Origin of the sequence: Microbacterium sp. 2216-1 (assembly GCF_046507855.1) — a bacterium.
In the GTDB taxonomy this organism is placed as follows: domain Bacteria; phylum Actinomycetota; class Actinomycetes; order Actinomycetales; family Microbacteriaceae; genus Microbacterium; species Microbacterium esteraromaticum_C.
The window spans coordinates 73,738-98,776 of record NZ_JBKFTM010000004.1 but is presented as its reverse complement, the minus strand read 5'-3'; the positions used below and the strand labels follow the sequence as shown (position 1 = coordinate 98,776).

Annotated in this window: 24 protein-coding genes; 9 read left to right on the top strand and 15 right to left on the bottom strand. The window is 68.6% G+C overall.

What is annotated here, in order from left to right; all coding sequences use genetic code 11:
• Positions 1-12: 12 nt before the first annotated feature.
• The gene (locus ACLD0U_RS12390) at positions 13-456 is read right to left on the bottom strand and encodes a succinate dehydrogenase hydrophobic membrane anchor subunit (protein ID WP_179410339.1); all 444 of its coding nucleotides are present in this window, start codon (positions 454-456) and stop codon (positions 13-15) included.
• A complete protein-coding gene (gene sdhC / locus ACLD0U_RS12385) occupies positions 456-890 on the bottom strand; it encodes a succinate dehydrogenase, cytochrome b556 subunit (protein WP_222447121.1) in 435 nt (144 codons plus the stop codon). Before sdhC ends, ACLD0U_RS12390 begins: the two co-directional genes overlap by 1 nt.
• Before the next feature lie 163 nt (positions 891-1,053).
• On the opposite strand from sdhC, the gene ACLD0U_RS12380 reads away from it, so the two are divergent.
• From ACLD0U_RS12380 to ACLD0U_RS12345, 8 genes are all read left to right on the top strand, one after another.
• A complete protein-coding gene (locus ACLD0U_RS12380; RefSeq protein WP_179410341.1) occupies positions 1,054-2,166 on the top strand; it encodes a mannose-1-phosphate guanylyltransferase in 1,113 nt (370 codons plus the stop codon).
• Positions 2,167-2,321: 155 nt separating this feature from the next.
• A complete protein-coding gene (locus ACLD0U_RS12375) occupies positions 2,322-3,419 on the top strand; it encodes a BMP family protein (RefSeq protein WP_206551720.1) in 1,098 nt (365 codons plus the stop codon).
• 96 nt (positions 3,420-3,515) lie between these two features.
• Complete coding sequence (locus tag ACLD0U_RS12370) at positions 3,516-5,078, top strand: ABC transporter ATP-binding protein (protein WP_179410343.1); 1,563 nt, start codon at positions 3,516-3,518, stop codon at positions 5,076-5,078.
• Positions 5,075-6,382, top strand: coding sequence for an ABC transporter permease (locus ACLD0U_RS12365; RefSeq protein ID WP_179410344.1), 1,308 nt, complete (start codon positions 5,075-5,077; stop codon positions 6,380-6,382). The genes ACLD0U_RS12370 and ACLD0U_RS12365 overlap by 4 nt, the downstream gene beginning before the upstream one ends.
• On the top strand, positions 6,379-7,659 hold the full coding sequence (locus tag ACLD0U_RS12360) for an ABC transporter permease (protein WP_410340789.1): 1,281 nt from the start codon (positions 6,379-6,381) through the stop codon (positions 7,657-7,659). The genes ACLD0U_RS12365 and ACLD0U_RS12360 overlap by 4 nt, the downstream gene beginning before the upstream one ends.
• Positions 7,660-7,677: 18 nt before the next feature.
• Positions 7,678-8,076 (top strand): cytidine deaminase, encoded by a 399-nt coding sequence (locus tag ACLD0U_RS12355; protein WP_179410346.1) that lies wholly within the window; start codon positions 7,678-7,680, stop codon positions 8,074-8,076.
• Positions 8,073-9,392 (top strand): thymidine phosphorylase, encoded by a 1,320-nt coding sequence (locus tag ACLD0U_RS12350; protein WP_410340788.1) that lies wholly within the window; start codon positions 8,073-8,075, stop codon positions 9,390-9,392. Before ACLD0U_RS12355 ends, ACLD0U_RS12350 begins: the two co-directional genes overlap by 4 nt.
• Positions 9,389-10,504, top strand: a complete 1,116-nt coding sequence (locus ACLD0U_RS12345) for an adenosine deaminase (RefSeq protein WP_179410348.1) — start codon at positions 9,389-9,391, stop codon at positions 10,502-10,504. Before ACLD0U_RS12350 ends, ACLD0U_RS12345 begins: the two co-directional genes overlap by 4 nt.
• 24 nt (positions 10,505-10,528) lie before the next feature.
• Here the strand turns inward: ACLD0U_RS12345 and ACLD0U_RS12340 are convergent, their stop codons facing one another.
• The 10 genes from ACLD0U_RS12340 to ACLD0U_RS12295 form a co-directional block, all read right to left on the bottom strand.
• On the bottom strand, positions 10,529-11,293 hold the full coding sequence (locus tag ACLD0U_RS12340; protein WP_410340787.1) for an alpha/beta hydrolase: 765 nt from the start codon (positions 11,291-11,293) through the stop codon (positions 10,529-10,531).
• Between the two features lie 9 nt (positions 11,294-11,302).
• Entirely contained in the window at positions 11,303-12,250 is a 948-nt protein-coding gene (locus tag ACLD0U_RS12335; RefSeq protein ID WP_410340786.1) for an SDR family oxidoreductase, read from the bottom strand.
• Entirely contained in the window at positions 12,247-13,227 is a 981-nt protein-coding gene (locus tag ACLD0U_RS12330; protein ID WP_410340785.1) for a bile acid:sodium symporter family protein, read from the bottom strand. Before ACLD0U_RS12330 ends, ACLD0U_RS12335 begins: the two co-directional genes overlap by 4 nt.
• Positions 13,227-14,531 (bottom strand): flavin-containing monooxygenase, encoded by a 1,305-nt coding sequence (locus ACLD0U_RS12325; protein ID WP_410340784.1) that lies wholly within the window; start codon positions 14,529-14,531, stop codon positions 13,227-13,229. The genes ACLD0U_RS12330 and ACLD0U_RS12325 overlap by 1 nt, the downstream gene beginning before the upstream one ends.
• Positions 14,532-14,593: 62 nt before the next feature.
• The gene (locus ACLD0U_RS12320) at positions 14,594-15,793 is read right to left on the bottom strand and encodes a mannitol-1-phosphate 5-dehydrogenase (protein WP_410340851.1); all 1,200 of its coding nucleotides are present in this window, start codon (positions 15,791-15,793) and stop codon (positions 14,594-14,596) included.
• Between the two features lie 13 nt (positions 15,794-15,806).
• Positions 15,807-16,241 carry a PTS sugar transporter subunit IIA gene (locus tag ACLD0U_RS12315; RefSeq protein ID WP_206822177.1) on the bottom strand — a complete coding sequence of 145 codons (435 nt, stop codon included), beginning with the start codon at positions 16,239-16,241 and terminating at the stop codon, positions 15,807-15,809.
• A complete protein-coding gene (locus tag ACLD0U_RS12310) occupies positions 16,238-17,848 on the bottom strand; it encodes a PTS mannitol transporter subunit IICB (protein WP_206822179.1) in 1,611 nt (536 codons plus the stop codon). The genes ACLD0U_RS12315 and ACLD0U_RS12310 overlap by 4 nt, the downstream gene beginning before the upstream one ends.
• Positions 17,849-17,886: 38 nt before the next feature.
• Positions 17,887-19,542 carry a phosphoenolpyruvate--protein phosphotransferase gene (gene ptsP, locus ACLD0U_RS12305; protein WP_410340783.1) on the bottom strand — a complete coding sequence of 552 codons (1,656 nt, stop codon included), beginning with the start codon at positions 19,540-19,542 and terminating at the stop codon, positions 17,887-17,889.
• Entirely contained in the window at positions 19,539-19,814 is a 276-nt protein-coding gene (locus ACLD0U_RS12300; RefSeq protein ID WP_410340782.1) for an HPr family phosphocarrier protein, read from the bottom strand. Before ACLD0U_RS12300 ends, ptsP begins: the two co-directional genes overlap by 4 nt.
• A complete protein-coding gene (locus tag ACLD0U_RS12295) occupies positions 19,811-20,134 on the bottom strand; it encodes a hypothetical protein (protein WP_206822184.1) in 324 nt (107 codons plus the stop codon). Before ACLD0U_RS12295 ends, ACLD0U_RS12300 begins: the two co-directional genes overlap by 4 nt.
• 179 nt (positions 20,135-20,313) lie before the next feature.
• On the opposite strand from ACLD0U_RS12295, the gene ACLD0U_RS12290 reads away from it, so the two are divergent.
• Positions 20,314-22,230: a BglG family transcription antiterminator gene (locus ACLD0U_RS12290; protein ID WP_410340781.1), complete on the top strand. Its 1,917-nt coding sequence runs from the start codon at positions 20,314-20,316 to the stop codon at positions 22,228-22,230.
• Here the strand turns inward: ACLD0U_RS12290 and ACLD0U_RS12285 are convergent.
• The 3 genes from ACLD0U_RS12285 to ACLD0U_RS12275 are packed head-to-tail and all read right to left on the bottom strand — an operon-like array spanning position 22,217 to position 25,004.
• A complete protein-coding gene (locus ACLD0U_RS12285; protein WP_179410359.1) occupies positions 22,217-22,489 on the bottom strand; it encodes an HPr family phosphocarrier protein in 273 nt (90 codons plus the stop codon). The two genes, ACLD0U_RS12290 and ACLD0U_RS12285, sit on opposite strands and share 14 nt — an antisense overlap.
• Positions 22,486-24,174 carry a phospho-sugar mutase gene (locus tag ACLD0U_RS12280; protein ID WP_410340780.1) on the bottom strand — a complete coding sequence of 563 codons (1,689 nt, stop codon included), beginning with the start codon at positions 24,172-24,174 and terminating at the stop codon, positions 22,486-22,488. Before ACLD0U_RS12280 ends, ACLD0U_RS12285 begins: the two co-directional genes overlap by 4 nt.
• Complete coding sequence (locus ACLD0U_RS12275; protein WP_410340779.1) at positions 24,171-25,004, bottom strand: purine-nucleoside phosphorylase; 834 nt, start codon at positions 25,002-25,004, stop codon at positions 24,171-24,173. Before ACLD0U_RS12275 ends, ACLD0U_RS12280 begins: the two co-directional genes overlap by 4 nt.
• Between the last annotated feature and the right edge of the window lie 35 nt (positions 25,005-25,039).

Below are 25,039 nucleotides of genomic sequence, written 5' to 3'. Positions count from 1 at the left end.
CTGCCTTCTTCGTTACTCGCCAAGTGCCTGGCAGGTCTCCCACAGCGTGCCGTCCTCGAAGACGCCAGCGCAGGGGTCGAACGTGAACACCACGAGGGTGCCCAGGATGATCAGCAGGCCGGCGGCCAGGCCGAGGGCCCACACCAGCGCCTTGCGCGCCTTCGGGTGGGTGACGTAGTCGTTGACGATGGTGCGCATGCCGTTGGACCCGTGGATCAGCGCCAGCCACAGCATCAGCACGTCCCACCACTGCCAGAAGGGAGACGCGAGCTTGCCGGCGACGAAGCCGAAGTCCAGCGCGTGGATGCCCTCGCCGAGCATCAGGTTGACGAACAGGTGGCCGAAGATCAGCACGACGAGCAGTACGCCCGAGCCGCGCATGAACAGCCAGCCCCACTTCTCGAGGTTGATGCCGCGCTGACGGCGGGCGACGGGAACAGCAGTCTGGGTGGACATCAGTGGTCCCCTCCGAATCCGGCGAACGCGAGGCCGAGGTGACGCGGGATGAATCCGGCCATCACGACCGCCCACACGCCGATGACGATCCAGAACATCTGGCGCTGGTACTGGGCGCCCTTGGCCCAGAAGTCCACCAGGATGATCCGCAGACCGTTCATGGCGTGGAAGACGATGCCGGCGACCAGCACGACCTCACCGAACGCCATGATGGGGTTCTTGTAGGTGCCGATGACCGCGTCGTACGCCTCGGGCGAGACCCTGATGAGCGCCGTGTCGAGCACGTGCACCAGCAAGAAGAAGAAGATCGCCACGCCGGTGATGCGATGCAGCACCCAGGACCACATGCCTTCCCGGCCGCGATAGAGCGTTCCGCGCGGAGACTTCGAGGTCGTCTCCGAAATCGACGGTGTCAAGCGTGTGCTCGTGGACACGTCGTCCTCCCTGATCGATGAGATGTCGGGTGCTTGCGTGAGGGCATGCCCCGCCGCACCCATCCTATTCCTGTCAGAACGCTGGGTGCGACGAAGGGGAACCTTAGCGCGTCGTCGGCGGGTGGCACAGGGGCAGGGTGAGGTGCCGGATAGGTTGGATGCCATGGCCAGAATCGACGACTTCTACGCGGTGATCCCCGCTGGCGGCATCGGGAGCCGGCTGTGGCCCCTCTCGCGGGCGGACGCACCGAAGTTCCTGCACGACCTCACCGGATCGGGGCACTCCCTGCTGCGCGACACGTGGGACCGCCTGGTGCCGCTGGCGGGTGAGGACCGCATCGCCGTGGTCACCGGCCGTGCGCACCGCGCCGCCGTGGAGGGCCAGCTGCCGGGCATCCCGGATGCGAACGTGTTCCTCGAATCCGAGCCCCGCGAGTCGGCCGCCGCGATCGGCCTGGCGGCGGCGATCCTGCACCGCCGCGATCCTGACGTGATCATCGGGTCGTTCAGTGCCGATCACGTCATCCGAGGCACACAGGTGTTCGAATGGGCCGTGCAACAGGCGGTGCAGGTCGCGCGGCAGGGCTACATCGTCACGATCGGCATTCCCCCCACCGAGCCCTCGGTCGGCTTCGGGTACATCAAGCGCGCTGGCGAGATCGTGGTGGACGGCGCGCCCGAGGCGACGCTGGTTGAACGCTTCGTCGAGAAGCCCGACCTCGAGACCGCCAAGCAGTACCTTGCCGACAGGGACTACCTGTGGAACGCGGGGATGTTCATCGCCAAGGCGAGTGTGCTGCTCGAGGAACTCGCCGCGAACGAGCCGGATCTGCACGCTGGTCTGCTCGAGCTCGCCGAGGCGTGGGACGACCGCGAACGTCGCGGACCCGCGGTGGATCGCATCTGGCCGACTCTGAAGAAGGTCGCCATCGACTATGCGGTGGCGGAGCCCGCCGCCGAGCGCGGTCACCTCGCGGTGATCCCCGGACACTTCGACTGGGATGACGTCGGCGACTTCGCCTCGCTCACCAAGTTGATCACGCACGGGCGCAAGAACGATCTCGCCGTGCTCGGCCCCAAGGCCCGCGTGCTCTCGGATGCCGCCAGCGGGATCCTGGTGAGTCAGACCTCGCGGGTGATCAGCCTCGTCGGTGTGAAGGACATTGTGGTCGTCGACACGGACGACGCCCTGCTGGTGACCACGGTGGAGCACGCGCAGCGGGTCAAGGGCGTCGTGGAATCGCTGAAGATCACGGGGCGGGATGACGTCCTCTGAGCGGTGCCCGAGGTGGCTCTCGTGCGCGCCGCGCGTGATCATTGCAGATCTGTAACCTTTCGCGAGCGCACTGCGATCCGTAATGCGAGCGGCGCGTAACACTCGGTAATCTCGATCGATCCGCGATGTCCGCGGAACCGTTCAGGGAGGCATGAGTGTCCATCTCCATCACCAAGAAGCTGCTCGGCGCGACGGTCGCTGCCGGCGTCGTCCTCAGCTTGGCCGCGTGCGGTCAGGCGCCCACCGACACGCCCGCGGGCGATGGCGGTTCTGAAGCCCTCGACTTCCTGCCCTGCATCGTCTCCGACGAGGGCGGGTTCGACGACAAGTCGTTCAACCAGCTCTCGTTCGAGGGTGCCAAGAAGGCCGCTGACGAGCTCGGCGTCGAGCTGAAGGACGTGCAGTCCAACGCCGAGACCGAGTACGGCCCCAACATGACCAACCTGGTCGGCGAGGGCTGCGACGCCATCGTCGCCGTCGGCTTCGCGCTGTCGGCCGCAACGGTCGAGGCAGCCTCGGCAAACCCCGAGATCGACTTCATCCTTGTCGACGACGCCGCCGACAACGACTTCGATGGCACCAAGGACGCCGACAACGTCAAGCCGCTGCTGTACGACACGGCTCAGGCCGCGTTCCTCGCCGGCTACCTGTCGGCCGGATACTCGACCACCGGAAAGGTCGGCACCTTCGGTGGACGCGAGTTCCCGACCGTGACGATCTTCATGGACGGCTTCAAGCAGGGCGTCGACCACTACAACGAGGTCAAGGGCGCCGACGTGGAGGTCGTCGGCTGGGACGGCTCGACCGGCTCGTTCACGGGTGGCTTCGAGGCCAACCAGGACGCCAAGCAGGTCGCCGTGAACATCCTCGACCAGGGTGTGGACGTCATCCTTCCCGTGGGTGGACCGATCTACCAGTCGGCTCAGCAGGCCATCAAGGAGTCCGGCAAGGACATCGCCCTGATCGGTGCTGACGCCGACCTGTTCGTCACCGACCCGAGCACCGCAGACGTCGTGCTGACCTCGGTGCTCAAGGCCATGGACCTGTCGACCTACCAGGCCGTGCTGTCCAGCGGCAACGGTGAGTTCGACCCCGAGGCGTACGTCGGCACTCTCGAGAACGAGGGCGTCGGTATCGCTGACCTGCACAACTTCGCCGACAAGGTGGACCAGGAACTGCAGGACGAGGTCGACCAGCTCCGCCAGGACATCATCGACGGAAAGGTCGAGGTCACCTCGTACCTCGCAGGCTGATGCCATCGGATCGGGGAGGTCGGCAGCTGCCGACCTCCCCGATTCTGCCTGTCGGGCCCTCCCGATCAGGACGGCTGCCCGAATAGGATCAACAACATGAAGCTTGAACTGCGCGGTATCACGAAGAGATTCGGCGCGCTGACGGCCAACGACCACATCGACCTCACCGTCGAGGCAGGGGAGATCCACTGCCTGCTCGGCGAGAACGGTGCCGGCAAGTCGACGCTGATGAACGTCCTCTACGGTCTGTACCAGGCCGATGAGGGCGAGATCCTGCTCAACGATGTGGAGCAGGAGTTCGACGGCCCGGGTGACGCGATGGCAGCCGGCATCGGCATGGTGCATCAGCACTTCATGCTGATCCCCGTTTTCACCGTCGCCGAGAATGTCATGCTCGGGCACGAGCAGACGACGTTCGGTGGACGTCTCGACCTGGCGGCCGCCCGCGCGAAGGTGCGCGAGATCTCGGACCGTTTCGGGTTCCAGGTCGATCCCGATGCGCTCGTCGAAGACCTCCCCGTCGGTGTGCAGCAACGGGTCGAGATCATCAAGGCGCTCTCACGCGACGCGCGGGTGCTCGTGTTCGACGAGCCGACCGCCGTACTCACGCCGCAGGAGACCGACGAGCTGATGGCGACGATGCGTCAGCTCAAGTCGCAGGGCACCTCGATCGTTTTCATCACGCACAAGCTGCGCGAGGTGCGCGAGGTCGCCGACCGAATCACCGTCATCCGACTCGGCAAGGTCGTCGGCGAGGCAGAGCCGACGGCATCCAACGCCGAACTCGCCTCCCTCATGGTCGGACGCGCGGTCGAGCTCACCGTCACCAAAGACGCCCCCACGCTGCGCGAGAACGGTCTCGTCGTCAGCGACCTGACCGTCGCCGACGAGGTGGGCACCGTCACCGTCGACGGAGCCAGCTTCGAGGTGCGCGGCGGCGAGGTGCTCGCCATCGCCGGTGTGCAGGGCAACGGCCAGACCGAGCTCACCGAAGCCATCATCGGTCTGCAGGACGACGTGCGCGGCAGCATCCGCCTCGACGGCAAGGAACTCGTCGGGCGTTCGGTGCGCCACATCCTCGAATCCGGGGTCGGCTTCGTGCCCGAGGACCGCAGCGTCGACGGCCTGGTCAAGGAGTTCTCCATCTCGGAGAATCTCATGCTCGACCGCTCCTTCGGCGCGCCGTTCGTCGTCGCCGGCAGCGTGCAGCGCGGTCTGCTCGAGAGCTTCGCGCACGAGAAGATCGCCGAGTTCGACATTCGCACACAGGGCCCGACACAGTCGGCGGGCCGTCTCTCGGGCGGAAACCAGCAGAAGGTCGTGCTCGCGCGCGAGCTCAGCCGTGACCTGTCGCTCTTCGTCGCGGCGCAGCCCACCCGCGGTGTGGATGTCGGCTCGATCGAGTTCATCCACAAACGCATCGTCGAGACGCGTGACGCCGGTGTACCGGTGATCCTCATCTCGACCGAGCTCGACGAGGTGTCGGCGCTCGCGGATCGCATCCTGGTGATGTATCGCGGCCGCATCGTCGGCATCGTTCCCGGCGACACATCCCGCGAGACGCTCGGCCTGATGATGGCCGGCATGAGCGAGACGGCCGCCCTTGCCGAGGCAACCGAGGCGCCGGCGCGCGGCGACCAGAACGGGGAGATCGCATGAACACCATGCAGACGTCGAATCCGCTGGCCGATCCCGAGACGAAGGTCGCTCCCTCGCGCTGGCAGGTGACCCTGCAGGCGATCGTGCACGGCAACGGCATCATCTCGTTGCTCGCCGTGCTGCTGGCCGTACTCGTCGGCTCGATCATGATCGCCGCGACTGATGAAGACGTCCAGGCCGCAGCCGGGTACTTCTTCGCCCAGCCCGCCGACACGTTCGTCGCGATCTGGGATGCCGTCGCCGGCGCATACGCGGCGCTGTTCCGCGGCGCGATCTACAACTACAACGCCGACACGTTCGCGGCCGGCATCCGACCGCTGACCGAGACTCTGAAGTTCGCCACGCCGCTGATCGCCGCAGGCCTCGGTGTCGGACTGGCGTTCCGCGCGGGTCTGTTCAACATCGGTGGTCAGGGGCAGATGCTGATGGCCGCCGCCGCGGCGGGCTACGTCGCCACCGCGATGGATCTGCCGATCGGGCTGCACCTGGTCGCCGCAATCGTCGCCGGTATGGCCGCTGCGGCGATCTGGGGCGGCATCGCCGGATTCCTGAAGGCGCGCACCGGTGCGCACGAGGTGATCACGACGATCATGCTCAACAACATCGCGGTGTATCTGCTGGCCTGGATGCTCGCCACGCAGGGAATCCTGCAGGCGCCGGGATCGAGCAACCCGAAGACCGCTCCGATGGCCGAGACGGCCCAGCTGCCGCAGCTGCTCGGCCCGCAGTACAAGCTGCACGCCGGCTTCCTGCTCGCCCTGCTCGCCGTCGCGTTCACCTGGTGGCTGCTGGAGCGTTCGGCGCTCGGCTTCCGTTTCCGTGCGGTCGGCGAGAACCCGGCCGCGGCACGAGTCGCCGGTATCGACGTGGGCCGGATGTACTTCGTGGTCATGCTGATCGCCGGAGCGTTGGTCGGTATCGCCGGCGTCAGCCAGGTGCTCGGCACCGAGGTCAGCGGCTTCAGCGGCGGTATCGACGCGGGCATCGGCTTCGACGCGATCACTGTCGCGCTGCTCGGCAGATCGGCGCCGCTGGGCATCCTCGGAGCCGGCCTGCTGTTCGGCGCCTTCAAGACCGGTGGCTTCACGATGCAGTCGGCTGAGGGCATCCCGGTCGAGATCATCCTCGTCGTCCAGTCGCTGATCGTGCTGTTCATCGCCGCGCCGCCGCTGGTGCGCGCCATGTTCGGTCTGCCCCAGCCCGGGCGACCGTCACGCCGCAGCAAGCGCATCGCGGCCAAGCGCCGTGCCGCGTCGAAGCCGCAGGCATCGGGTTCTGACGAAGAGAAGGAGGTGTCGGCATGAGCACTACCGCTCAGGTCGACGCGCAGCGGGAAGAGCCGCGTCGTATCGCCGTCGTCTCGTGGAAGACGCCGATCATCTTCGGTATCTTCACCGTGCTGTTCGCGCTACTGCCGCTGTTCGCTCCGCGCGAGGGGGTGACGACCTTCCGTCTCGGCAAGGAGAACGCCGCGATCCCCGTGCCCGACGTGGTGCTTCCGGCCACGCCGACGGCCTGGGTCGCCGTGCTGCTCATGGCCCTGTGCGCCGCAGCTGCCGCTGCACTGGTGCAGCGCCACCGCAAGATCCCGCTGTGGCTCATCGTGGTCTACGTGGTCGTGCTGCTGATCGGTTTCCTCGCCTGGGCCGCTGCCGGCGCGACGCTGCCGATGATCGGTCTGCTCGCCGGTGCGCTCGCTCTGGCGACGCCACTGATCTACGGCGCCCTCGGCGGAGTCATCGGCGAACGTGCCGGTGTCGTCAACATCGCCATCGAGGCGCAGCTGCTCGCCGGCGCATTCACCGCGGCCGTTGCGGCGTCGCTGGCGGGCTCGCCGTGGGCGGGCCTGATCGCGGCCATGGTGGCCGGCATGCTGGTCGCGCTGGTGCTCGGTCTGTTCACGATCACGTACTACGTCAACCAGGTGATCGTCGGTGTCGTGCTCAACGTGCTGGTGATCGGCATCACGACGTTCCTGTTCCGGCAGGTGCTCGCACCCAACACCGAGACGCTGAACAATCCCGAGACGTTCACCGTGCTGCCGATCCCGGTGCTGAGCGAGATCCCGATCATCGGCCCGATCCTGTTCCAGCAGTCGTTCATCGTCTACCTGATGTACGCCGTCGTCGCACTGGTCGCGTACTCGCTGTATCGCACGCGCTGGGGTCTGCGCCTGCGCGCCGTCGGTGAACACCCTCAGGCGGCCGACACCGTGGGCATCAAGGTTGCGGCGACGCGCTACCGCGCGGTTCTGCTGGCCGGTGCCGTGGCCGGCATGGGCGGTGCGTTCTACACGCTCGTCTCGGTGCCGCGTTTCAACCAGGAGATGACGGCGGGCGCGGGCTTCATCGCTCTGGCCGCCGTGATCTTCGGTAAGTGGGACCCGATCCGTGCGACTCTCGCCGCACTGCTGTTCGGCTTCGCGACCAACCTGCAGGGCGTGCTGAGCGTCATCGGCTCTCCGGTGCCGAGCCAGTTCATGCTGATGCTGCCGTACGTGGTGACGATCTTCGCCGTCGCCGGTCTCGTCGGGCGCTCGCGCCCGCCGGCCGCCGATGGCGAGCCGTACATCAAGTCGTAGCTTCGACAGAGGAGAGAGATGACCGACATCGACTGGGACGAGCTGCGTCAGATCGCCACCGATGCCATGCACAAGGCCTACGCACCGTACTCGCGGTACCGCGTAGGGGCGGCCGCCCTCGTGGGGGATGGCCGGATCGTCGCCGGATGCAACGTCGAGAACGCGTCGTACGGCGTGACGCTGTGCGCCGAGTGTGCCCTGGTGGGCGACCTGCACATGTCTGGCGGGGGCCAGTTGGTCGCGTTCGTGTGCGTGAACAACGACGGCGAGACGATCATGCCGTGCGGGCGCTGCCGCCAGCTGCTGTTCGAGCACGCGATGCCGGGCATGCTGCTCGAGACCGTTTCGGGCATCCGCACCATCGATGAAGTCCTTCCCGACGCGTTCGGGCCCCGAGACCTGGAGGATGCCCGATGAACGCCACCACCGCGATCGAGCCGTTCGACGCGATCGACGTCATCCGCGCCAAGCGCGACGGAGGCGTCGTCCCCGAGGCGGCCCTGCGCTGGATGGTCGACGCCTACACGCGCGGCTACGTCTCGGATGCGCAGATGGCCTCGTTCGCGATGGCGATCTTCCAGCGCGGCATGCAGCGCGACGAGATCCGGGTGCTGACCGACGCGATGATCGCCTCAGGCGAGCGGATGAGCTTCGCCGCGCTCGGCAAGCGCACGGTCGACAAGCACTCGACGGGCGGTGTCGGCGACAAGATCACGCTGCCCCTGGCGCCCCTGGTCGCCGTGTTCGGCGTGGCGGTGCCGCAGCTGAGCGGTCGTGGACTCGGTCACACCGGTGGCACGCTCGACAAGCTCGAGGCGATTCCCGGATGGCGCGCCGCGCTCTCGAACGACGAGATGTTCGCCCAGCTTCAGGGCGAGGTCGGCGCGGTGATCTGCGCGGCCGGCTCGGGCCTGGCGCCGGCCGACAAGAAGCTCTACGCGCTGCGCGACATCACCGGTACTGTCGAGGCGATCCCGCTGATCGCGTCGAGCATCATGTCGAAGAAGATCGCCGAGGGCACGGACGCGCTGGTGCTGGACGTGAAGTTCGGCGACGGTGCGTTCATGCAAGACATCGATCGCGCCCGAGAACTCGCTCGCACGATGGTCGCGTTGGGCACCGACTCGGGGGTGGCGACCACCGCGTTGCTGACCGACATGAACACGCCGCTGGGCCGCGCGATCGGCAACGCCAACGAGGTGCGCGAGTCGGTCGAGGTGCTGGCCGGAGGCGGCCCCGCCGACGTGCGCGAACTGACGGTCGCGCTGGCCCGCGAGATGCTGAGTCTGGCCGGGCAGCCGGACGCGGATGTCGAGGCCGCGCTCGACGACGGGCGTGCCATGGACCGCTGGAATGCGATGATCCGCGCGCAAGACGGCGATCCGACCGCACCGCTGCCGCAGCCCCGTGAGACCCACGTCGTCACGGCGGAGCGCGATGGCTTCGTCACCCGCATGGATGCTCTGGCGTTCGGCATCTCGGCCTGGCGCCTGGGTGCGGGGCGCGCGCGTGCTGAGGACGCCGTCGTGCACGCTGCCGGAATCGACCTCGCAGTCAAGCCGGGGGAGCGCGTCACGGCGGGGCAGCCGTTGTTCACCCTGTCGGCCGACGATGAAAGCCGCTTCGCCCGAGCCCTGGAGGCGCTCGACGGCTCCTATGCGATCGGTGACGCGGCGCCCGATACGACCCCGATCGTCCGAGAGCGGATCACAGCCGAGGAGATGACGCGATGACCAACGCGCAGAACGAAGACCGCAAGATCCAGGGACTGTCCCTGCGCGAACTCCCCAAGGTGTCGTTGCATGACCACCTGGACGGTGGCGTGCGGCCCGCGACGATTCTGGAACTGGCCGATGAGGCCGGTATCCCGACCCCGGCGGCGGATGCCCGCGGCTTGCGCCGTTGGTTCGCCGAGCAGTCGAATGCCGGATCGCTGACCGAGTACTTGAAGACGTTCGACCTGGTCACCTCGGTGATGCAGTCCGAGCGCGCGCTCACGCGCATCGCGCGTGAGTTCGTCGTAGACCTCGCGCAGGACGGTGTGATCTACGGCGAGGTGCGCTGGGCGCCCGAGCAGCACGTCGGCGGCGGCCTCAGCCTCGCGCAGGCCGTGGATGCCGTGCAGCGCGGCATCGAAGAGGGCGAGGACGAGGTGGATGCTGCGGGTGGTGGCATTCGCGTCGGACAGATCCTCTCGGCGATGCGCCACGACAACCGGGCCCGAGAAGTCGCCGAGGTCGCGGTCGCGTTCCGCGAGCGCGGCGTCGTCGGCTTCGACATCGCCGGTGCCGAGGACGGATTCCCCGCCTCGCAGCATCGGGACGCCTTCGACTTCCTGGCGTCGGAGTTCTTCCCCGTGACCGTACACGCCGGAGAGGCGGCCGGACTGGCATCCATCCGCTCGGCACTGATCGACGGGCGCGCGTTGCGCCTCGGACACGGTGTGCGTCTGGCCGAGGATCTGCAGATCATCGAACAGGAGGGCGACGAGGTGCACGTGCAGTTCGGCGACCTCGCGCGCTGGGTGCGTGACCGCGAGATCCCGTTGGAGATGTCGCCGTCGTCGAACGTGCAGACCGGTGCGATCGCCCGCTGGGGCGACGAGATCGCCGATCACCCGTTCGATCTGCTGTACCAGCTCGGCTTCTCGGTGACGGTCAACACCGACAACCGCACCATGAGCGGTACGACGCTCACGCGTGAGCTGGGTCTGCTGGTCGACGCGTTCGGCTATGACCTGGACGACCTCGAGACATTCCAGTTCAATGCGGCGGCGGCGGCGTTCCTGCCGGTCGAGGAGCGCGAGGAACTTGTCGAGATGATCGCCGAGGGCTTCGAACGCTGAGCCGTACCGACCGCTGATCGGCGATCAGCCGAGCTCGTCCGCGAGACCGTTGACGAGCTCGGTGATCTGCGTTCGCATGTCGTCGTCCGAGATGCTCGGCGTGCCGTCGCCGGCTTGCGGGCCATAGTCGCCGAACGACGCGTGCGCTGCGCCGTCGATCTGCACCATCTCGGCATCCGCGGGCAGCAGGTCCCGGGCATCGGCGATCTTCTGCGGCGTCGACAGGCCGTCCTCGCTACCCGAGATACTCAGCACCGGCAGCCCGGAACCCGACAGGTCGGCCGCGCAGTACGAGGCGAACAGCACGAGCGCGTCGGCGTCACCGGCGAGTTGGCAACCGCGCACTCCGCCGAGCGAGTGCCCGCCGACCATCCACGTGTCCACGTTCGGCGCCGCCGACGTGAAGGCGTCCATACCGCGCGGGTCGAAGAACGCCAGATTCAACCAGGGGCGGGTGATCACGACCGAGATGCCGTGCTCGACCGCCACATCCTGCAGGATCGCGATGTACGCCTCGGGTTGCACCTTCGCCCCGGGGATGAACACCAGCCCGCGGGTCGATCCGCCGGCAGCCGGCGTCAGCACGACGCCCTGCGGGGCATCGTCGATCACCAGCCCGGGGTTCGCCTCGGCCCGGGCGAGAGGCTCCGGCTCGGCCGACATCACACCGACCTGGCTCCACACCAGCATCCCGGCGATCACCAGCGCCACGGCCGCGAGCAGGCCCCACAGAGTCCATCGCAGCCAGCGGCCGCCGCGTCTGCCTCGACCCGCGCGTGTCTTCGCCATACCGCAACGCTACCGGCGCGCGACGCCCGGATGCGTGCGCAGGTACTCCTCGAACGCCTCGTGGCTGGTGCGGTGGGGCGTGTAGCCGAACTGGTCTTTGAGGCGCGTGTTGTCGAGCACGGGGCGGTACCGCAGGAAGCGCACCTGCTGCGGGCCGTGTGGCGTCAGCCGCAGTGCACGGCCGATCCACAGGGCGCCACTCAGTGCCCAGGCCGGCACCACGAGCATCCGCTTGCCGAGACGCGTGGCGATCTCGGGGACGGTCATGCGCCCGTCGCCCGCGACGTTGAAGACGCCCGCCGGGCCATCGGTCGCGGCGCGCACCATCGCCGCGGCGACGTCGTCGACCCAGACGAACACGAACGGCGACTCGGAGCCCGCCACACGCAGCAGGCGGCGGCCGTCCCACAGCGCGGTGATCTGGTTGCGCACGGTCGGGCCGAGGATCGTGCCGATGCGGAAGACGACCTGCTCAAGGTGCGGATGCTCGTCGCGCGCCCGCGCCAGCAGCTCCTCGACGAGGCGCTTGTGCCGCGAGTACGGGAACTCGTCGTTGCCGCGCACCGGATCGTCCTCGGTGAGCCAGTCGGGATTGTCGGGATGGTAGCCGTATGCGGCCCCCGAGCTGGAGACGACGAGGCGTCGTACGCCGGTGGCCGCGCAGGCGGTGAGCAGGTTCTCAGTGCCGGTGACGTCGACGCGGTACTCCAGGTCGGTGTCACGCCCCGGATTGACGATCGCCGCCAGGTGCACAACCGTGTCGATGCGGTGCTGGGCGAGCACGGGCGCCAGCGACGTACCGTCGGTGACGTCGAACGGCGCCGAGACGACACCGGGAACCGAAGAGTCGCGCAGGTCACCGCTCACGACGAGATCGACGGCGGGGTGTGCCGCCAGCAGAGCGGTGACATGCGAACCGAGGAACCCGGCACCGCCGGTCACCAGAACGCGCGTCATCGGGCATCCTCGTTGCTCGGGCCCGACGCGGTGCCGGGGGCGGCCGCGTGGCGGCTCGCGTCACCCGACGCCGATCCGGTGCGCCGGCGCGTGTGCCGCGCCCATAGGCCCGCCACGAGGAGTCCGGCGATGATGTCCCAGATTCCCCACCAACCGGCGACGACGGCCATGCCGCCCAGCCCGCCGAAGAACGCGAAGATGAGCCCCAGCCCGAGTCCGGCATTGCGGATGCCGACCTCGAACGTCATGGCCTTGCGTTCGCGACTGCCGAGACCGCCGACGACGGCGGTGCCGTAGCCGATCGCCAGGGCCACGGCGTCGTGCACCGCCACGACGATCAGCACCGTGCCGATGACGCTGACGAAGATCGCCCAGTTGCCGGCCAGCGCGCCGATGATGAACCCGAGCAGCGCGATCAGGCTGAACCAGCGCACGAACGGCTGCACGCGCCGCGCGAACCCGGGCAACGCCGCCCGCAAGAGCAGTCCGAGCGCGAACGGCAGACCGATGATCAGCACGATCTCCAGCAGCATCCGCCACGGATCCAACGCGACCGTGCGCAGCAGATCGCGTCCGGTGGGGTGCAACGAGCCCCAGAACGCGATGCTGATCGGCATCGCGATGATGTAGAGCAGGTTGCCGACGGCGGTCATCGAGACTGACAGGGCGACGTTGCCGCCCGAGCGATGGGTGAGCACCTGTGAGATGTTGCCCGGTGGGCAGCAGGCGACGACGATCATGCCGAGCGCCATCGATGCGCTGACCGGCAGGATCAGGGTGAGTCCGAACGTGACGGCCGGCAGCACCAGCAGTTGCGCCAGGATCGCGATGACGAACGGCTTCGGGTGCCGCGCCACGACCCGAAAGTCCTTCGGTGCGGTGTCGAGGGCGATGCCGAACATGATCAGGCCGAGTACGACGTTGAGGATCAGCAGGGTGCCCGGGGTGAAGTTCAGCACCAGGTCGTCGAAGTCCATCAGTCCTCCAGCGTCCGGGCCGCGACGCGCACCGCCGAGCGGTAGGCGTCCTTGTTGACGTAGTACGACATGCGGTCGAGCCCGAGGTACCGGTAGCCGCCGCTGGTGTCGGGCCAGGGTTCGCCGGTCACCCGTTCGCGGAACGCCGTCGCAGCGTCCGGCCGCGTGTCGACGGCATCGAGGTACGCCGCGAGCAGCTCGGCCTGCTCATAGCGTCCCTGCCAGCCGATGCCCGATGCCTCGATCATGCCCATCACGTACAGGCCGTTGAACGAGGGCGGGAACACATTGAGGAACAGGCGCGGCGCGGCTGCCTCCCAGTGCAGGTGCTCCCGATCGACGAAGGGATAGTCGAGCGTGTAGCCCGTCGCGAGCAGGATCAGGTCGTACTCGGCGGCGGAGCCTTGGGGGAAGTGCGTCGATGCGCCGAAGTGCACGCGGGTACCGTCGAAGCGCTCGATGTCACCGCGGATGCGCAGATCGCCCTGCCCGAGGTGATTCAGGATGAGTGTGTTGACGATCGGGTGCGACTCGTAGATGCGGTAGTCGGGCTTCGGGAATCCGAAGCGCACTGGATCGCCAGTGAACGCGCGCAGCACGCGCGTGTCGACGGCCTGCTTGATGCGTGCGGGAAGCGGGCGGCGCTGATTGAGGGTGTCGCTGGGACGACCGAACAGATACCGCGGCACGAAGTAGTAGCCGCGTCGCACACTCATGTCGACCGACGCGGCATGGTGCACGGCATCGACGGCGATGTCGCAGCCGGAGTTGCCCGCACCGATGACCAGAACGCGGCGTCCTGCGAGCTGCTCGGGGCGCTTGTACCGGCTGGTGTGCATGATCTCGCCGGTGAACGCCCCGGTGAAGGTCGGCACGTTGGGCTCGGCGAGGGTGCCGTTGGCAAGGATGACGCCGTCGTAGTGCTGGGGGTCATCGCCCTCGGCGAGCAGCGTCCACCCGTCGCCGGCGCCGCCAGCCGGTTCGAGTCTGATGACCCGGGTGTTGAACCGGAACAGCTCACGCAGACTGAACCGGTCGGCGTACGCGTCGAAGTACTCCTTCAGCAGCCGGTGGCCCGGATAGTCGACGTCCGAGTCCATCGGGAACTCGGTGAACTCCGTGGTGGTGCGCGACGAGATCAGGTGCGCCGACTCATACATCGTGCTGCGGGGATTATCGATGTCCCACAGCCCGCCGACCCCGGACGAGGCCTCGTAGCCGGTGACGTGGATGCCGCGCCGCTGCAGGGCGCGCGCGGCGGCGAGACCTGACGGGCCGGCACCGATGACGGCATATCTGTTCATTTCACTCCCGCACGACGTCGTGCATCGCAGACGATCCCCCCGGGTAACCCTGATCGTAGCGGTTACCCGGGGAGATCTCGCAAGTCGCGCGACGGGGCGTGTGGTCCGCGCGCGCTGAGTGTGTCGGCGCGCGCGACGAACGCGTCCCGCACGGCGGGGAACAGCGGATGCCCGTCCTGGAGGCCCGTCACCGAAGTGGCCAGCGAGATGGCATCCTCGGTGCGCAGCCGCCGCTGCAGTTCGACGGACTGCTCGTCGGCGGGATCATCGAACGCGAGGGCGGCCGCGATGGCGCGCACGAGCGCCGTGGTCGGCAGTCCCAACTCGGCGCCCCGCGCGGCAGGACCCACGAACCGCTCGTGCCGTGAGAGCTTGCGCACGGGCTGGCGGCCGACGCGCCAGACGGTGTCCGGCAGCGCGGGGTTCGCGAACCGGTGAAGGATGGTCGCACGATACGCCGCGAGATCGTCCGGATCGAATCCGTGCACGGCTGCGAGCAAGGCCGATGTCTCTGCCAGGGCCGCTGACACTCCCGAGCGGATGCCGTCATCGGCCAGCGCGTCCGAGATGCGCTCGATTCCGGCCTGCGCGCCAAGGTAGGCCGTCGTCGCGTGGCCGGTGTTCACGGTGAACAACTTGCGCTCGATGTAGGGTGCCAGATCGTCGACGAAGTGCGCGCCGGGAATCCGCGGGGGGCTGTCACCGAACGGCGCGCGTTCGATCGCCCATTCGAAGAACGGCTCGACCGTCACATCGATGCCTCCCCCTGCAGGTTGACCCGGCACGATACGGTCGACCGCGGTGTTGGCGAACACGGCACGGCGGGACAGCGCGTCCCACTCTGCCCCCGCCTGGTCGGCGACCGCCGCACGCAGCGTGTCGGTGGCGCCGATCGCGTTCTCGCACGCCATCACCTGCAACGGTGCTGACGCGGCGGACCGACGTCGCAGCGCATCGACGATCGGTGCGGCGACGAAGGGCAGCACGTTCGGACCCACCGCGGTGGTCACCAGGTCAGCATCCGCGATCTCAGCGACCAGCGCCTCAGGGGCGGTGGCACTGTTGATCGCCCGGAACCCGGTCACCCGGGTGTTCCGACCGCCTTCGCCGACCTCGTGCACCGTGTAATCCTCGGCCGCGTTGATCGCGTCGACCAAAGCGGAGGCGACGTCGGCGAACACCAGCTCGTAGCCGCCCTCGTGCAGCAGCAGCCCGACGAACCCGCGTCCGATGTTCCCGGCGCCGAAGTGGACGGCCTTCATCATGAGCCCCCGCTCACGCTTCATTGACCGATGACAGCAGCGCGAACAGCTCCTCCCTGCTGCCGACGGTGTTTAGCCGGTTCACTTCGTCCTCATCCGAGAACAGCAGGGCGATCTGCGAGAGGATCTCGAGGTGCTCGCCGTCCTTGCCGGCGATGCCGATCACGAACGTCGCGCGCTCGCCGTCCCAGTCGACACCACCGTCGTAGCGCACGACGCTCAGAGCCGAGCCGAGCACGGTCTCCTTGGCGTCGTTGGTGCCGTGGGGGATGGCCAACCCGTTGCCCATGTACGTCGATACCGTGCTCTCGCGCTGGTGCATCGCGGCGAGGTAGTCGCCGGTGACGGCACCGGCGGCGACCAGCACGTCGGCGGCCTCCTGCAGCGCCTCGTCCCGCGTGACTCCGCCGGGGCGGATGCGGACGCGGTCGAGTGTCAGAACGCTCATTTCTTCTCCTGTTCCGGGGTGGATTCGCGGATCATCTCGACGACCTCGTCGTAGCGCGGCGAGCTCATGAAGTTGTCGACCGAGACGTGCACCGCGTCGGGGGACTTGGCCGTGGCGCGGTCGGTCAGCTGCTGCTGCGTGATGATCACGTCTGCGGTGCCGTCGAGGTTCGCGATCGCGGCGTTAGTCACGGTCACTCCCTCGATTCCCGCCTTCTTGATCTTGTTGCGCAGCACGCTGGCGCCCATCGCCGACGACCCCATACCGGCATCGCAGGCGAACACGACGCTGGTGATCTGCTTGGTTGCGACGGTTCCAGTCGTGGTCGCTCCGCCCTGGGCGCGCAGCGCGTCCATCGCGGCGGACGAACGCCCCTTGTTCGCCTCGGTCTGCGCGATGGCTGCGTCGAAGGAGTCGGTCTCGGCGAGCAGGTCGCGACGACGTGAGGCGCGCAGGATCACCGCCGTGATCAGGAACGTGACCGTCGCCGCGATCACCACCGACAGATACACGACCAGCAGGTTGCCCACGCCAGGACCGATGGCCGCTGCCGTGACGGCGATGATGCTGCCGGGCGCCGCCGGGAAGCCCAGCCCGCCGCCCAGGACCATGTTCGTCGTCACGCCCGCCATGCCGCCGGCGATCAGCGCCAGGATCGTGGCCGGCTTGCTCAGCGCGTACGGGAAGTAGATCTCGTGGATGCCGCCGAAGAACTGGATGATCGCCGCGCCGGGGGCCGACGCCTTGGCCGCGCCGACACCGAAGAAGCTGAAGGCGAGCAGCAAACCCACGCCGGGACCGGGGTTGGCCTCGATCAGGAACAGGATCGACTTTCCGGTCTCGGCAGCCTGCTCGATTCCCAAGGGCGTGAACACGCCGTGGTTGATGGCGTTGTTCAGGAACAGCACCTTCGCCGGTTCCACGATGATCGACACCAGCGGCAGCAGGTTGTAGGTCACCAGCCAGTCGACGGCGGTGCCCAGTACGGCGCTGATGCCGAGGAAGAACGGACCGAACGCGAAGAAGCCGGCGATGGCGAGCACCATGCCCAGGATTCCGGCCGAGAAGTTGTTGATCAACATCTCGAAGCCGGGCTTGATCTTGCCGTCCCACAGGCGATCCATCCGCTTGGTGATCCACGCGGCGATCGGGCCCATGATCATGGCGCCAAGGAACATCGGGATGTTCGTGCCGAGGATGACACCCATCGTCGCGATGGTGGCGACCACGCCACCGCGCTCGCCGTAGACCATGCGGCCGGCGGTGTTGGCGATCAGCAGGGGCAGCAGATAGGTGATCATCGGGCCGACCAGCCCGACGTAGGCGAAGAAGTTACCGCCGTCGCCTTCCGCCAGAGCGGTCATGGCACCCGGCCAGTTGATCACGGCCGCATCGCCGCCGCCGCCGATGATCTCGGCGACCGGATACCAGTGCCAGCCGAATGGGCTCTTCTCGCCGAAGAAGCCGGCGGGAATGAAGAGCATGGTGATGAAGCCCCAGGCGATGAACGCCGCGATGTTCGGCATGATCATGCCGGACAGGAACGTGCCGAAGCGTTGCACCGCGACGCGGGCTCCTCCGACTCTGGTGGGTGACGTCGTCGTCATGATGTGTCTCTCTCTTCTCTGGTGAGGCGGGTACAGCGTCAGAACGGGTGGGAGGCGGCGCGCGCGGCTTCGCGCGCGCCGATGGCGTCATCGGCGCCCAGAGCGGCGTCGGCGAGCGTGCGGGCGGCGTCGCGAGTGTGCATGGCGAGTGCCCGGCGCACATCGGCGAGAGCGGCGGGCGCCATCGACAGGCTCGTCGCGCCGAGGCCGACGAGCACGACCGCTAGTAGGGGGTCGGCGGCGGCCTCACCGCAGATGCCGACGGGCTTGCCGTGCCGCTCGCCGGCGGAGCCGACCTCGCGCACCAGCCGCAGGACGGCGGGATGCCAGGGGTCCTGGAACCCGGCGACCGACCCGAGCAGCCGGTCTGCGGCCATCGTGTACTGGGTGAGATCGTTGGTGCCGATTGAAGCGAAGTCGGCATGAGCGAGCACGCGGTCGGCCAGCAGTGCGCTCGCGGGGACCTCGACCATGACCCCCGCTGTCTTCACCCCGAATTCCCGGGCGAGCCCCGTGAAGTAGGCGGTCTCTTCGACCGTGGTCACCATCGGCGCCATGACCCACAGATCCGCCGAGGTGGCGGCATCCGCCTCTGCCAGGGCCGTGAGCTGCTCGCGCAGGATGTCTTCGCTGGCGCGCAGCGCCCGCAGCCCACGCAGACCGAGGGCGGGGTTGCCTTCGTGTGCGTCGTTGAGGAACGCCAGTGGCTTGTCGGCGCCGGCATCGAGTAGCCGCACGACGACCTTGCGCCCTGCAAACGCCTGCAGCAGTTCGATGTACGACTCCCGTTGCTGGGCGATCGTCGGCGCTTGCGACGCGGACAGGAAGAGGAACTCGGTGCGGAACAGCCCGACTCCCTCGGCGCCGCGCGCCACCGCATCGGCGGCGTCACCGGGCTTGCCGAGGTTGGCCAGCAGGGCGACAGGCGTGCCGTCCGCGAGCGCGCCGGCGGTCGGTTCGGCCTCGGTCGTGTCGCGTGCCGCTTGCCGCTCCTGCACCGAGGCGACCTCGTCCTCCGTCGGCGCGTCATCGACGATGCCCGTAGCGGCATCGACGATCACCGTCTGACCGTCAGTGAGGTGTGCGGCGCCGGCGGCGCCGACGACTGCGACGATGCCCTTCTCACGCGCGAGGATCGCGGTGTGCGAGGTCGGGCCACCGTCCGTGGTGACCAGGGCGAGTACGCGGTCGAGGTTCAGCAGAGCGGTGTCGGCGGGTGCCAGATCGCGGGCGACGAGCACAAACGGATGCCCCGGATCGGGCACACCCGGTGCGGCGACGCCGCGCAGACGCGCCAGCACGCGCTGCGCGATGTCGTCGAGGTCGGCTGCACGCTCGCCGAGATATCCACCGACCGCCTCGAGCGTGGCGCGGAAGCCGGCGAAGGCGTCGTGCACGGCCCACTCCGCCGTCGTGCCCTCGTCGAGCCGTGCGTCGATCTCCTCCTGCAGCGTGGGATCCTCGGCGATCATGGCCTGTGCTTCGAGCACTTCTCGTGCCGTTCCGGTGACGGCATCCGCGCGCTGTTGCAGATCCGCGGCGACGGTATTGATGGCGTCGCGGGCGCGCGAGCGTTCGGCGTCAGTGCCGATGCTGCTGGACTGCTTCGTGGGGGCGGGGAGCGCCTCGGCCATGCGAGCGACCGGGCCGGATGCCGCGCCCAGCCCGATTCCGACACCGCGGAGCGTGCTCATGCGTCCTCGTCGTGGTCGGTGGTCAGCAGTTCGGTGAGCATGTCGAGCACGTGCTCGGCGTCGTCTCCGTCTGCAGTGAGTACGACGTGGTCGCCGAAGTCGATACCGAGCGAGATGACACTGAGGATGCTGGCGGCGTTGACGGCCTTGCCGGCGTCCTTGGCGATGGTCACCGGGATGCCCGCTTCCTTCGCCGCTTGCGCGAACAGCTTGGCGGGGCGGGCGTGCAGGCCGTGCGAGGAGCCGACCCGGACGTTGCGGGAGGAGGTCATGGTGTTCCCTTCCGGTTATGCGGCGCGCCCATCGCGTCGCGGACGAGACGCAGCGTGCGGCTGCCGTCGAGATCGGTGAAGACGTCATCGGGAAGATCGACGACGTGCGTACGGCCGGAGAGCGCCGTGCGGATGCGGTCGGACCGGTCGCTCAGATGCGGACCAATGAGCACCAGATCGATGCCCACGGCTGTCAGGGCGGTGTGCTCGGTGCCGGCCTCGGTGGACAGCGCCAGGCCGGTGGCATCGGCCGCTCGCGCCAGCCGCCGTGCGACGAATGTGCTGGACGCACCGGCGCCGCACACCACGAGGATCCTCATCGATGTCTCTCTTCGAGCCTGTCGGACCCGCGGATCGGGCCCAGGATCTCAGTGTGCCCAGGGGCGTGCATGCCATTCCAATGGGCTTTCTTCCGCCCCCGCGGAACTTCGGCCACGGCCCGCCGCGCCGTGGCTGCTGGCATCATGGAGGCCCAGACACCACGGGGAGGTGCGCACGAATGTCACGGCAGCGTCAGGACCGGCTACTCGCCGTCCTGCTCCGGGAAGACGGATGGGCGACCGCCGCGAGCCTCGCCGATCAGCTCGGGGTGACACCGCGCAGTATCCGCTCGTACGTTGCGGCGCTGAATGCGCGCGTCCCTCACGCGGACGCCGTCGAATCCGGCCCGGCCGGCTACCGGGCTGGAGCCGCAGCCGCCGAAGCGAGAAGCACGGTCGACCGCGCGGGAACGCCACGCGCCAGGCTGCACCAGCTCGTGCGCACCCTGGTCGATGACCCCGACGGCATCGACATTTTCGACACCGCGCTGGTGCTGCACATCAGCGAGACCACGTTGGAGAGCGACCTCGCCCGTGTGCGCGCCCTGCTCGAGGGGTCCGCCGTGCGCCTGGAGCGGGATCACGACCGCGTACGCCTGCGCGGTGACGAGCAGGCTCTGCGCCGCCTGCTGAGCAGGCTCGCGCAGGACGAGATGGATGCTGGCCCGCTCAGGGCCGATGCGCTGCACCGTGCGCTGGCGCCCGCAGCCGTGCCCGCCGAGGCTGTGGCGCCCTTCAAGGCGGCGCTGGTGGCCGAGCTCGGCGCCCTCGGGTACTACGTCAACGAACTCGCCATCAGTGACGTGCTGCTGCACATCACGATCGCCGCCGAGCGGGTCGCTGCGGGGAGGGCGCTGGAAGCCCGTGCGGTCTCGACGGATACCGCCGTGGATGCCGTCGGCGCGGCGATCGTCGACCTCTCCGCCGAGCATTTCGGCATCGCTTTGGGGGACGGCGATCGCGAGCACCTCGCTGATCTCGTATTGACCAGGGTGGTCGCACCGGATGACCATCGGCGTCGGGAGGCCTCGCACCTCGTGGACGCCGCTGTCGCCGACGCCGTGCGGACCGAGATCGAGCAAGCGGCGCATGATTACCAGGTCGACCTCGTCGACGACGCGTTCCTGCTGCGCCTGACACTGCACGTGCAGAACCTGCTGCGGCGCTCACGGGAGCAGGCGTGGACGCGCAACCCGCTCACCCGTTCGCTGAAGTCCTCCTACCCGATGATCTTCGAGGTGGCCGTCTCGATCGCGAGCGGCTTGCACGAACGCCTCGGAGTCCCGTTGCATGAGGACGAGATCGCCTACATCGCCATGCACGTCGGTGGCAGGCTTGAGCGAAGCCGAGCAGACGACGTGATCCTCACCGCCACCATCGTGTGCCCCGGCTATCGCGAGTTGCAGGAGCTGTTGCGCTCCAGCGTCGACCGATCACTGGGGCAGCTCATCGAGGTCGTGCGGGTGGAGACCAGTGTCGACCCGGATCGGGCGGTGCTCGACACCGACCTGGTGCTCAGCACGGTTCCGCTCAGCGGTGTCGACGACCGCATCGTGCGCATCCAGCCGTTCCTCTCCGAAGCCGATGTCGACCGGGTGCAGCAGGCGGCCGGCCGTATCCGGCGCACGCGGCGGTTGCGTCGGTTGCGCGACGAGCTGCAACGCTATTTCTCAGCCGATGCGTTCATCGTCCCGCTGCCCGATGAGGGCGATGAGGCGATCATCCGGCGGTTGGGTGGCACGCTCGTGCGGGCGAGCCTGATCGATGAGGAGTACGTCGAGAACACCATCGCGCGCGAACGGATGTCGTCGACGGCGTTCACCGATGCGCTCGCGGTGCCGCACGCCCTGCAGATGAGCGCACGGCGCACCGCGATCGCGATCGGCATCGCCGACGGATCCGTCGCCTGGGGCAGCGGGCGTGTTCAGGTCGTCGCGCTGGCGGCCTTCAGCAGCACGGACCGCGATGCGTTCCAGACCATCTTCGAACAGCTCGTAGAGGTGTTCAGCGAACGCGACAGCGTGCAGCGCATCGTGCGCCGGTCGGTCGACGTCGAATCGTTCCTCGACGAGCTGGTCGCCGTCATCGACGGGTAGCGGCGAGCACTTCTGACAGGGCATCCAGCAGTGCGTCGGCCCCCGGTGACGGGGCGACCTCGAGCACGACCTCGTCGCCGGCGGCGATGGCCAGATCCATCACCGCCAGCACGCTGGAGAGATCGACGCGTTGACCGCTGTCGGTCGACAGCATCACCGGCGCGCCGTGCTGTTCGGCCAGTCGCACCAGCTCGGCGACCGGCCGAGCATGCACGCCGTGCTCGACGGCGACCGTGACGCGCCGGCGGAGCGGGCTCATCCCCGCTCCGCGAGCAGCTCCCGCACGGCCGACTCGATCTCCGAGACCGCGGTCGTCGCCTCGTCGGGTGTCGCACCGCGCGCATCGACGTAGACCTTGAGCTTGGGCTCGGTGCCGCTGGGGCGCACGATGACTCGCGACCCGTCGTCGAGACGGTACCGCAGCACATCGCCGGCGGGCACGCCGTCGCCGCCCTCGGCCAGGTCTTCGGCGCCGGCGACGCTACGCGCACCGAATGCCGTCGGATGCTGCCCGCGCAGCGATGCCATCAGCGCCGGGATCACGGCCACATCGTCGACGCGGATCGAGACCTGACCGCTGGCGAAGTGACCCACCTCGGCGCCCAGCTCGTCGAGCAGCCCGGCAATCGTGGTGCCCCGCACGCGGGCATCCGCGGCCATTCCGAGCATCGCGACCGCGGCCGAGATGCCGTCCTTGTCGCGCACCGTTTCGGGGTTGACCAGGTACCCGAGGGCTTCCTCGAAGCCGAACACCATGCCCGGGGCACGCGAGATCCACTTGAACCCGGTCAGGGTCTCGTGAAAGTCGAGTCCGTAGCGCTCGGCGATCACGCCGAGGCCGGGGGAGGACACCAGCGAGCACGCCAGAGAGGCGCCGGCCGTTCCGGCCTCCTGCGCGGCCTTCGCGGCGCGCCAGCCCAGCAGCAGGCCGACCTCGTTGCCGGTCAGGCGGCGCCACCCGCCGTCGCCGTCGGGGATCGCCACGGCGAGACGGTCGGCGTCGGGGTCGTTGGCCAAGATGAACTCCGCGTCCGCGGTGCGTGCCCGTGCGAACGACAGGTCCAGCGCGCCCGGCTCCTCGGGGTTGGGGAACGCGACGGTCGGGAAACCGGCATCCGGGTCACGCTGCTCGTCCACGACGCGGGGCGCGGGGTAGCCTGCCGCCTTCAACACGCGTGAGAACGTCTCCCAGCCCACTCCGTGCATCGCGGTGTACACCCAGCGCATCTCCTGCACGCCGAACGGGGCGGGCGCCAGCGCGGCGGTGGCAGCGATGTACGCATCGACCACCTCCTCACCCGCGGTCTCGTACGCCGTGGAACGCGGCAGGGAGCCCACATCACCGGCATCCGCGACGCGCTGGATGCAGTCGGCGATCTCGGCATCCACCGGCGCGACGATCTGCGACCCGCCATCGGCGCCGCCGAGGTAGACCTTGTAGCCGTTGTCGTCGGGCGGGTTGTGGCTGGCAGTGACCATCACACCGGCATCGGCGCCGAAGTGGCGCACGGCGAAGGCGAGCACCGGCGTCGGCAACAGACGCGGCAGCAGGATGGCCCGCAGGCCCGCCCCCGCGAACAGCTCGGCGGAGTCCTGCGCGAAACGACGCGAGTTGCGGCGTCCGTCGTAGCCGACGACGACCGTCGGTCGCCCGTCGGTCGCACTCCCACGGCTGCGCAGGAAGTCGGCGAAGCCGGCGGCGGCTTGCGCCACCAGCACCCGGTTCATGCGGTTGCTGCCCGCACCGAGCGCACCACGCAGTCCCGCCGTGCCGAAGGCCAGGCGGGTGCGGAAGCGGTCGTCGAGGTCGGCCGCGGCGGCCGCGTCGCCTCCCGCGGCGCGCGTGATCACACCGGCCAGTTCATCGCGGGTCTCGGGGTCGGGGTCCTGCCGGAGCCATGCGCGGGCCTGGGCGAGCCGCTCAGCGGCATGCGTGTCGTTCACAGCGCCTCGATCACTCGGGCCAGCAGAGCCGAGATCACCGGCTCGGCCTCGCGTCCGGCTTCGATGACCTCTTCGTGGCTCAGCGGGGTCTGCTGGATGCCGGCGGCGAGGTTCGTGATGAGCGAGAAGCCCAGCACCTCCATACCGGCTTCACGCGCGGCGATCGCCTCGAGTGCGGTCGACATGCCGACGATGTCGCCGCCCATGCGCCCGACCATCCGCACCTCGGCGGGGGTCTCGTAGTGCGGGCCGCGCAGCTGCGTGTACACGCCCTCGTCGAGCGTCGGGTCGACGCTGCGCGCGACCTCGCGCAGACGCCTCGAGTACAGGTCGGTCAGGTCGACGAACGTTGCGCCCTCGAGCGGCGAGTCGGCGGTGAGGTTGATGTGATCGCTGATCAGCACGGGCTGGCCGGGCTTCCAGCTCTCGCGGATGCCGCCGGCACCGTTCGTGAGCACCATGATCTTCGCGCCCGTCGCGGCCGCCGTGCGCACGCTGTGCACGACGCGTCGCACGCCGTGGCCCTCGTAGTAGTGCGTGCGGGCACCGATGACGAGCACGTTCTTGCCGTCGGGCGTGCGGATGCTGCGCAGCGTGCCGACGTGGCCCTCCAGAGCGGGGCGCGAGAAGCCGGTGACCTCAGTGGCGGGAACCGTGGCGATGGTCTCACCGATGATCTCGGCGGCCTTGCCCCAGCCCGAACCGAGCGTCAGGGCGATGTCGTGATGGTCGACCCCGGTCAGACGCGCGATGTCGGCAGCGGCCTGGGCGGCGATGGCGGACGGATCGGCGTTCGCGTCGTCGAGGGGGTGAGAAGCAGTGTCAAGCATGACTCCACTCTAGGAAGGTGTCGGCTGTGGTGCCA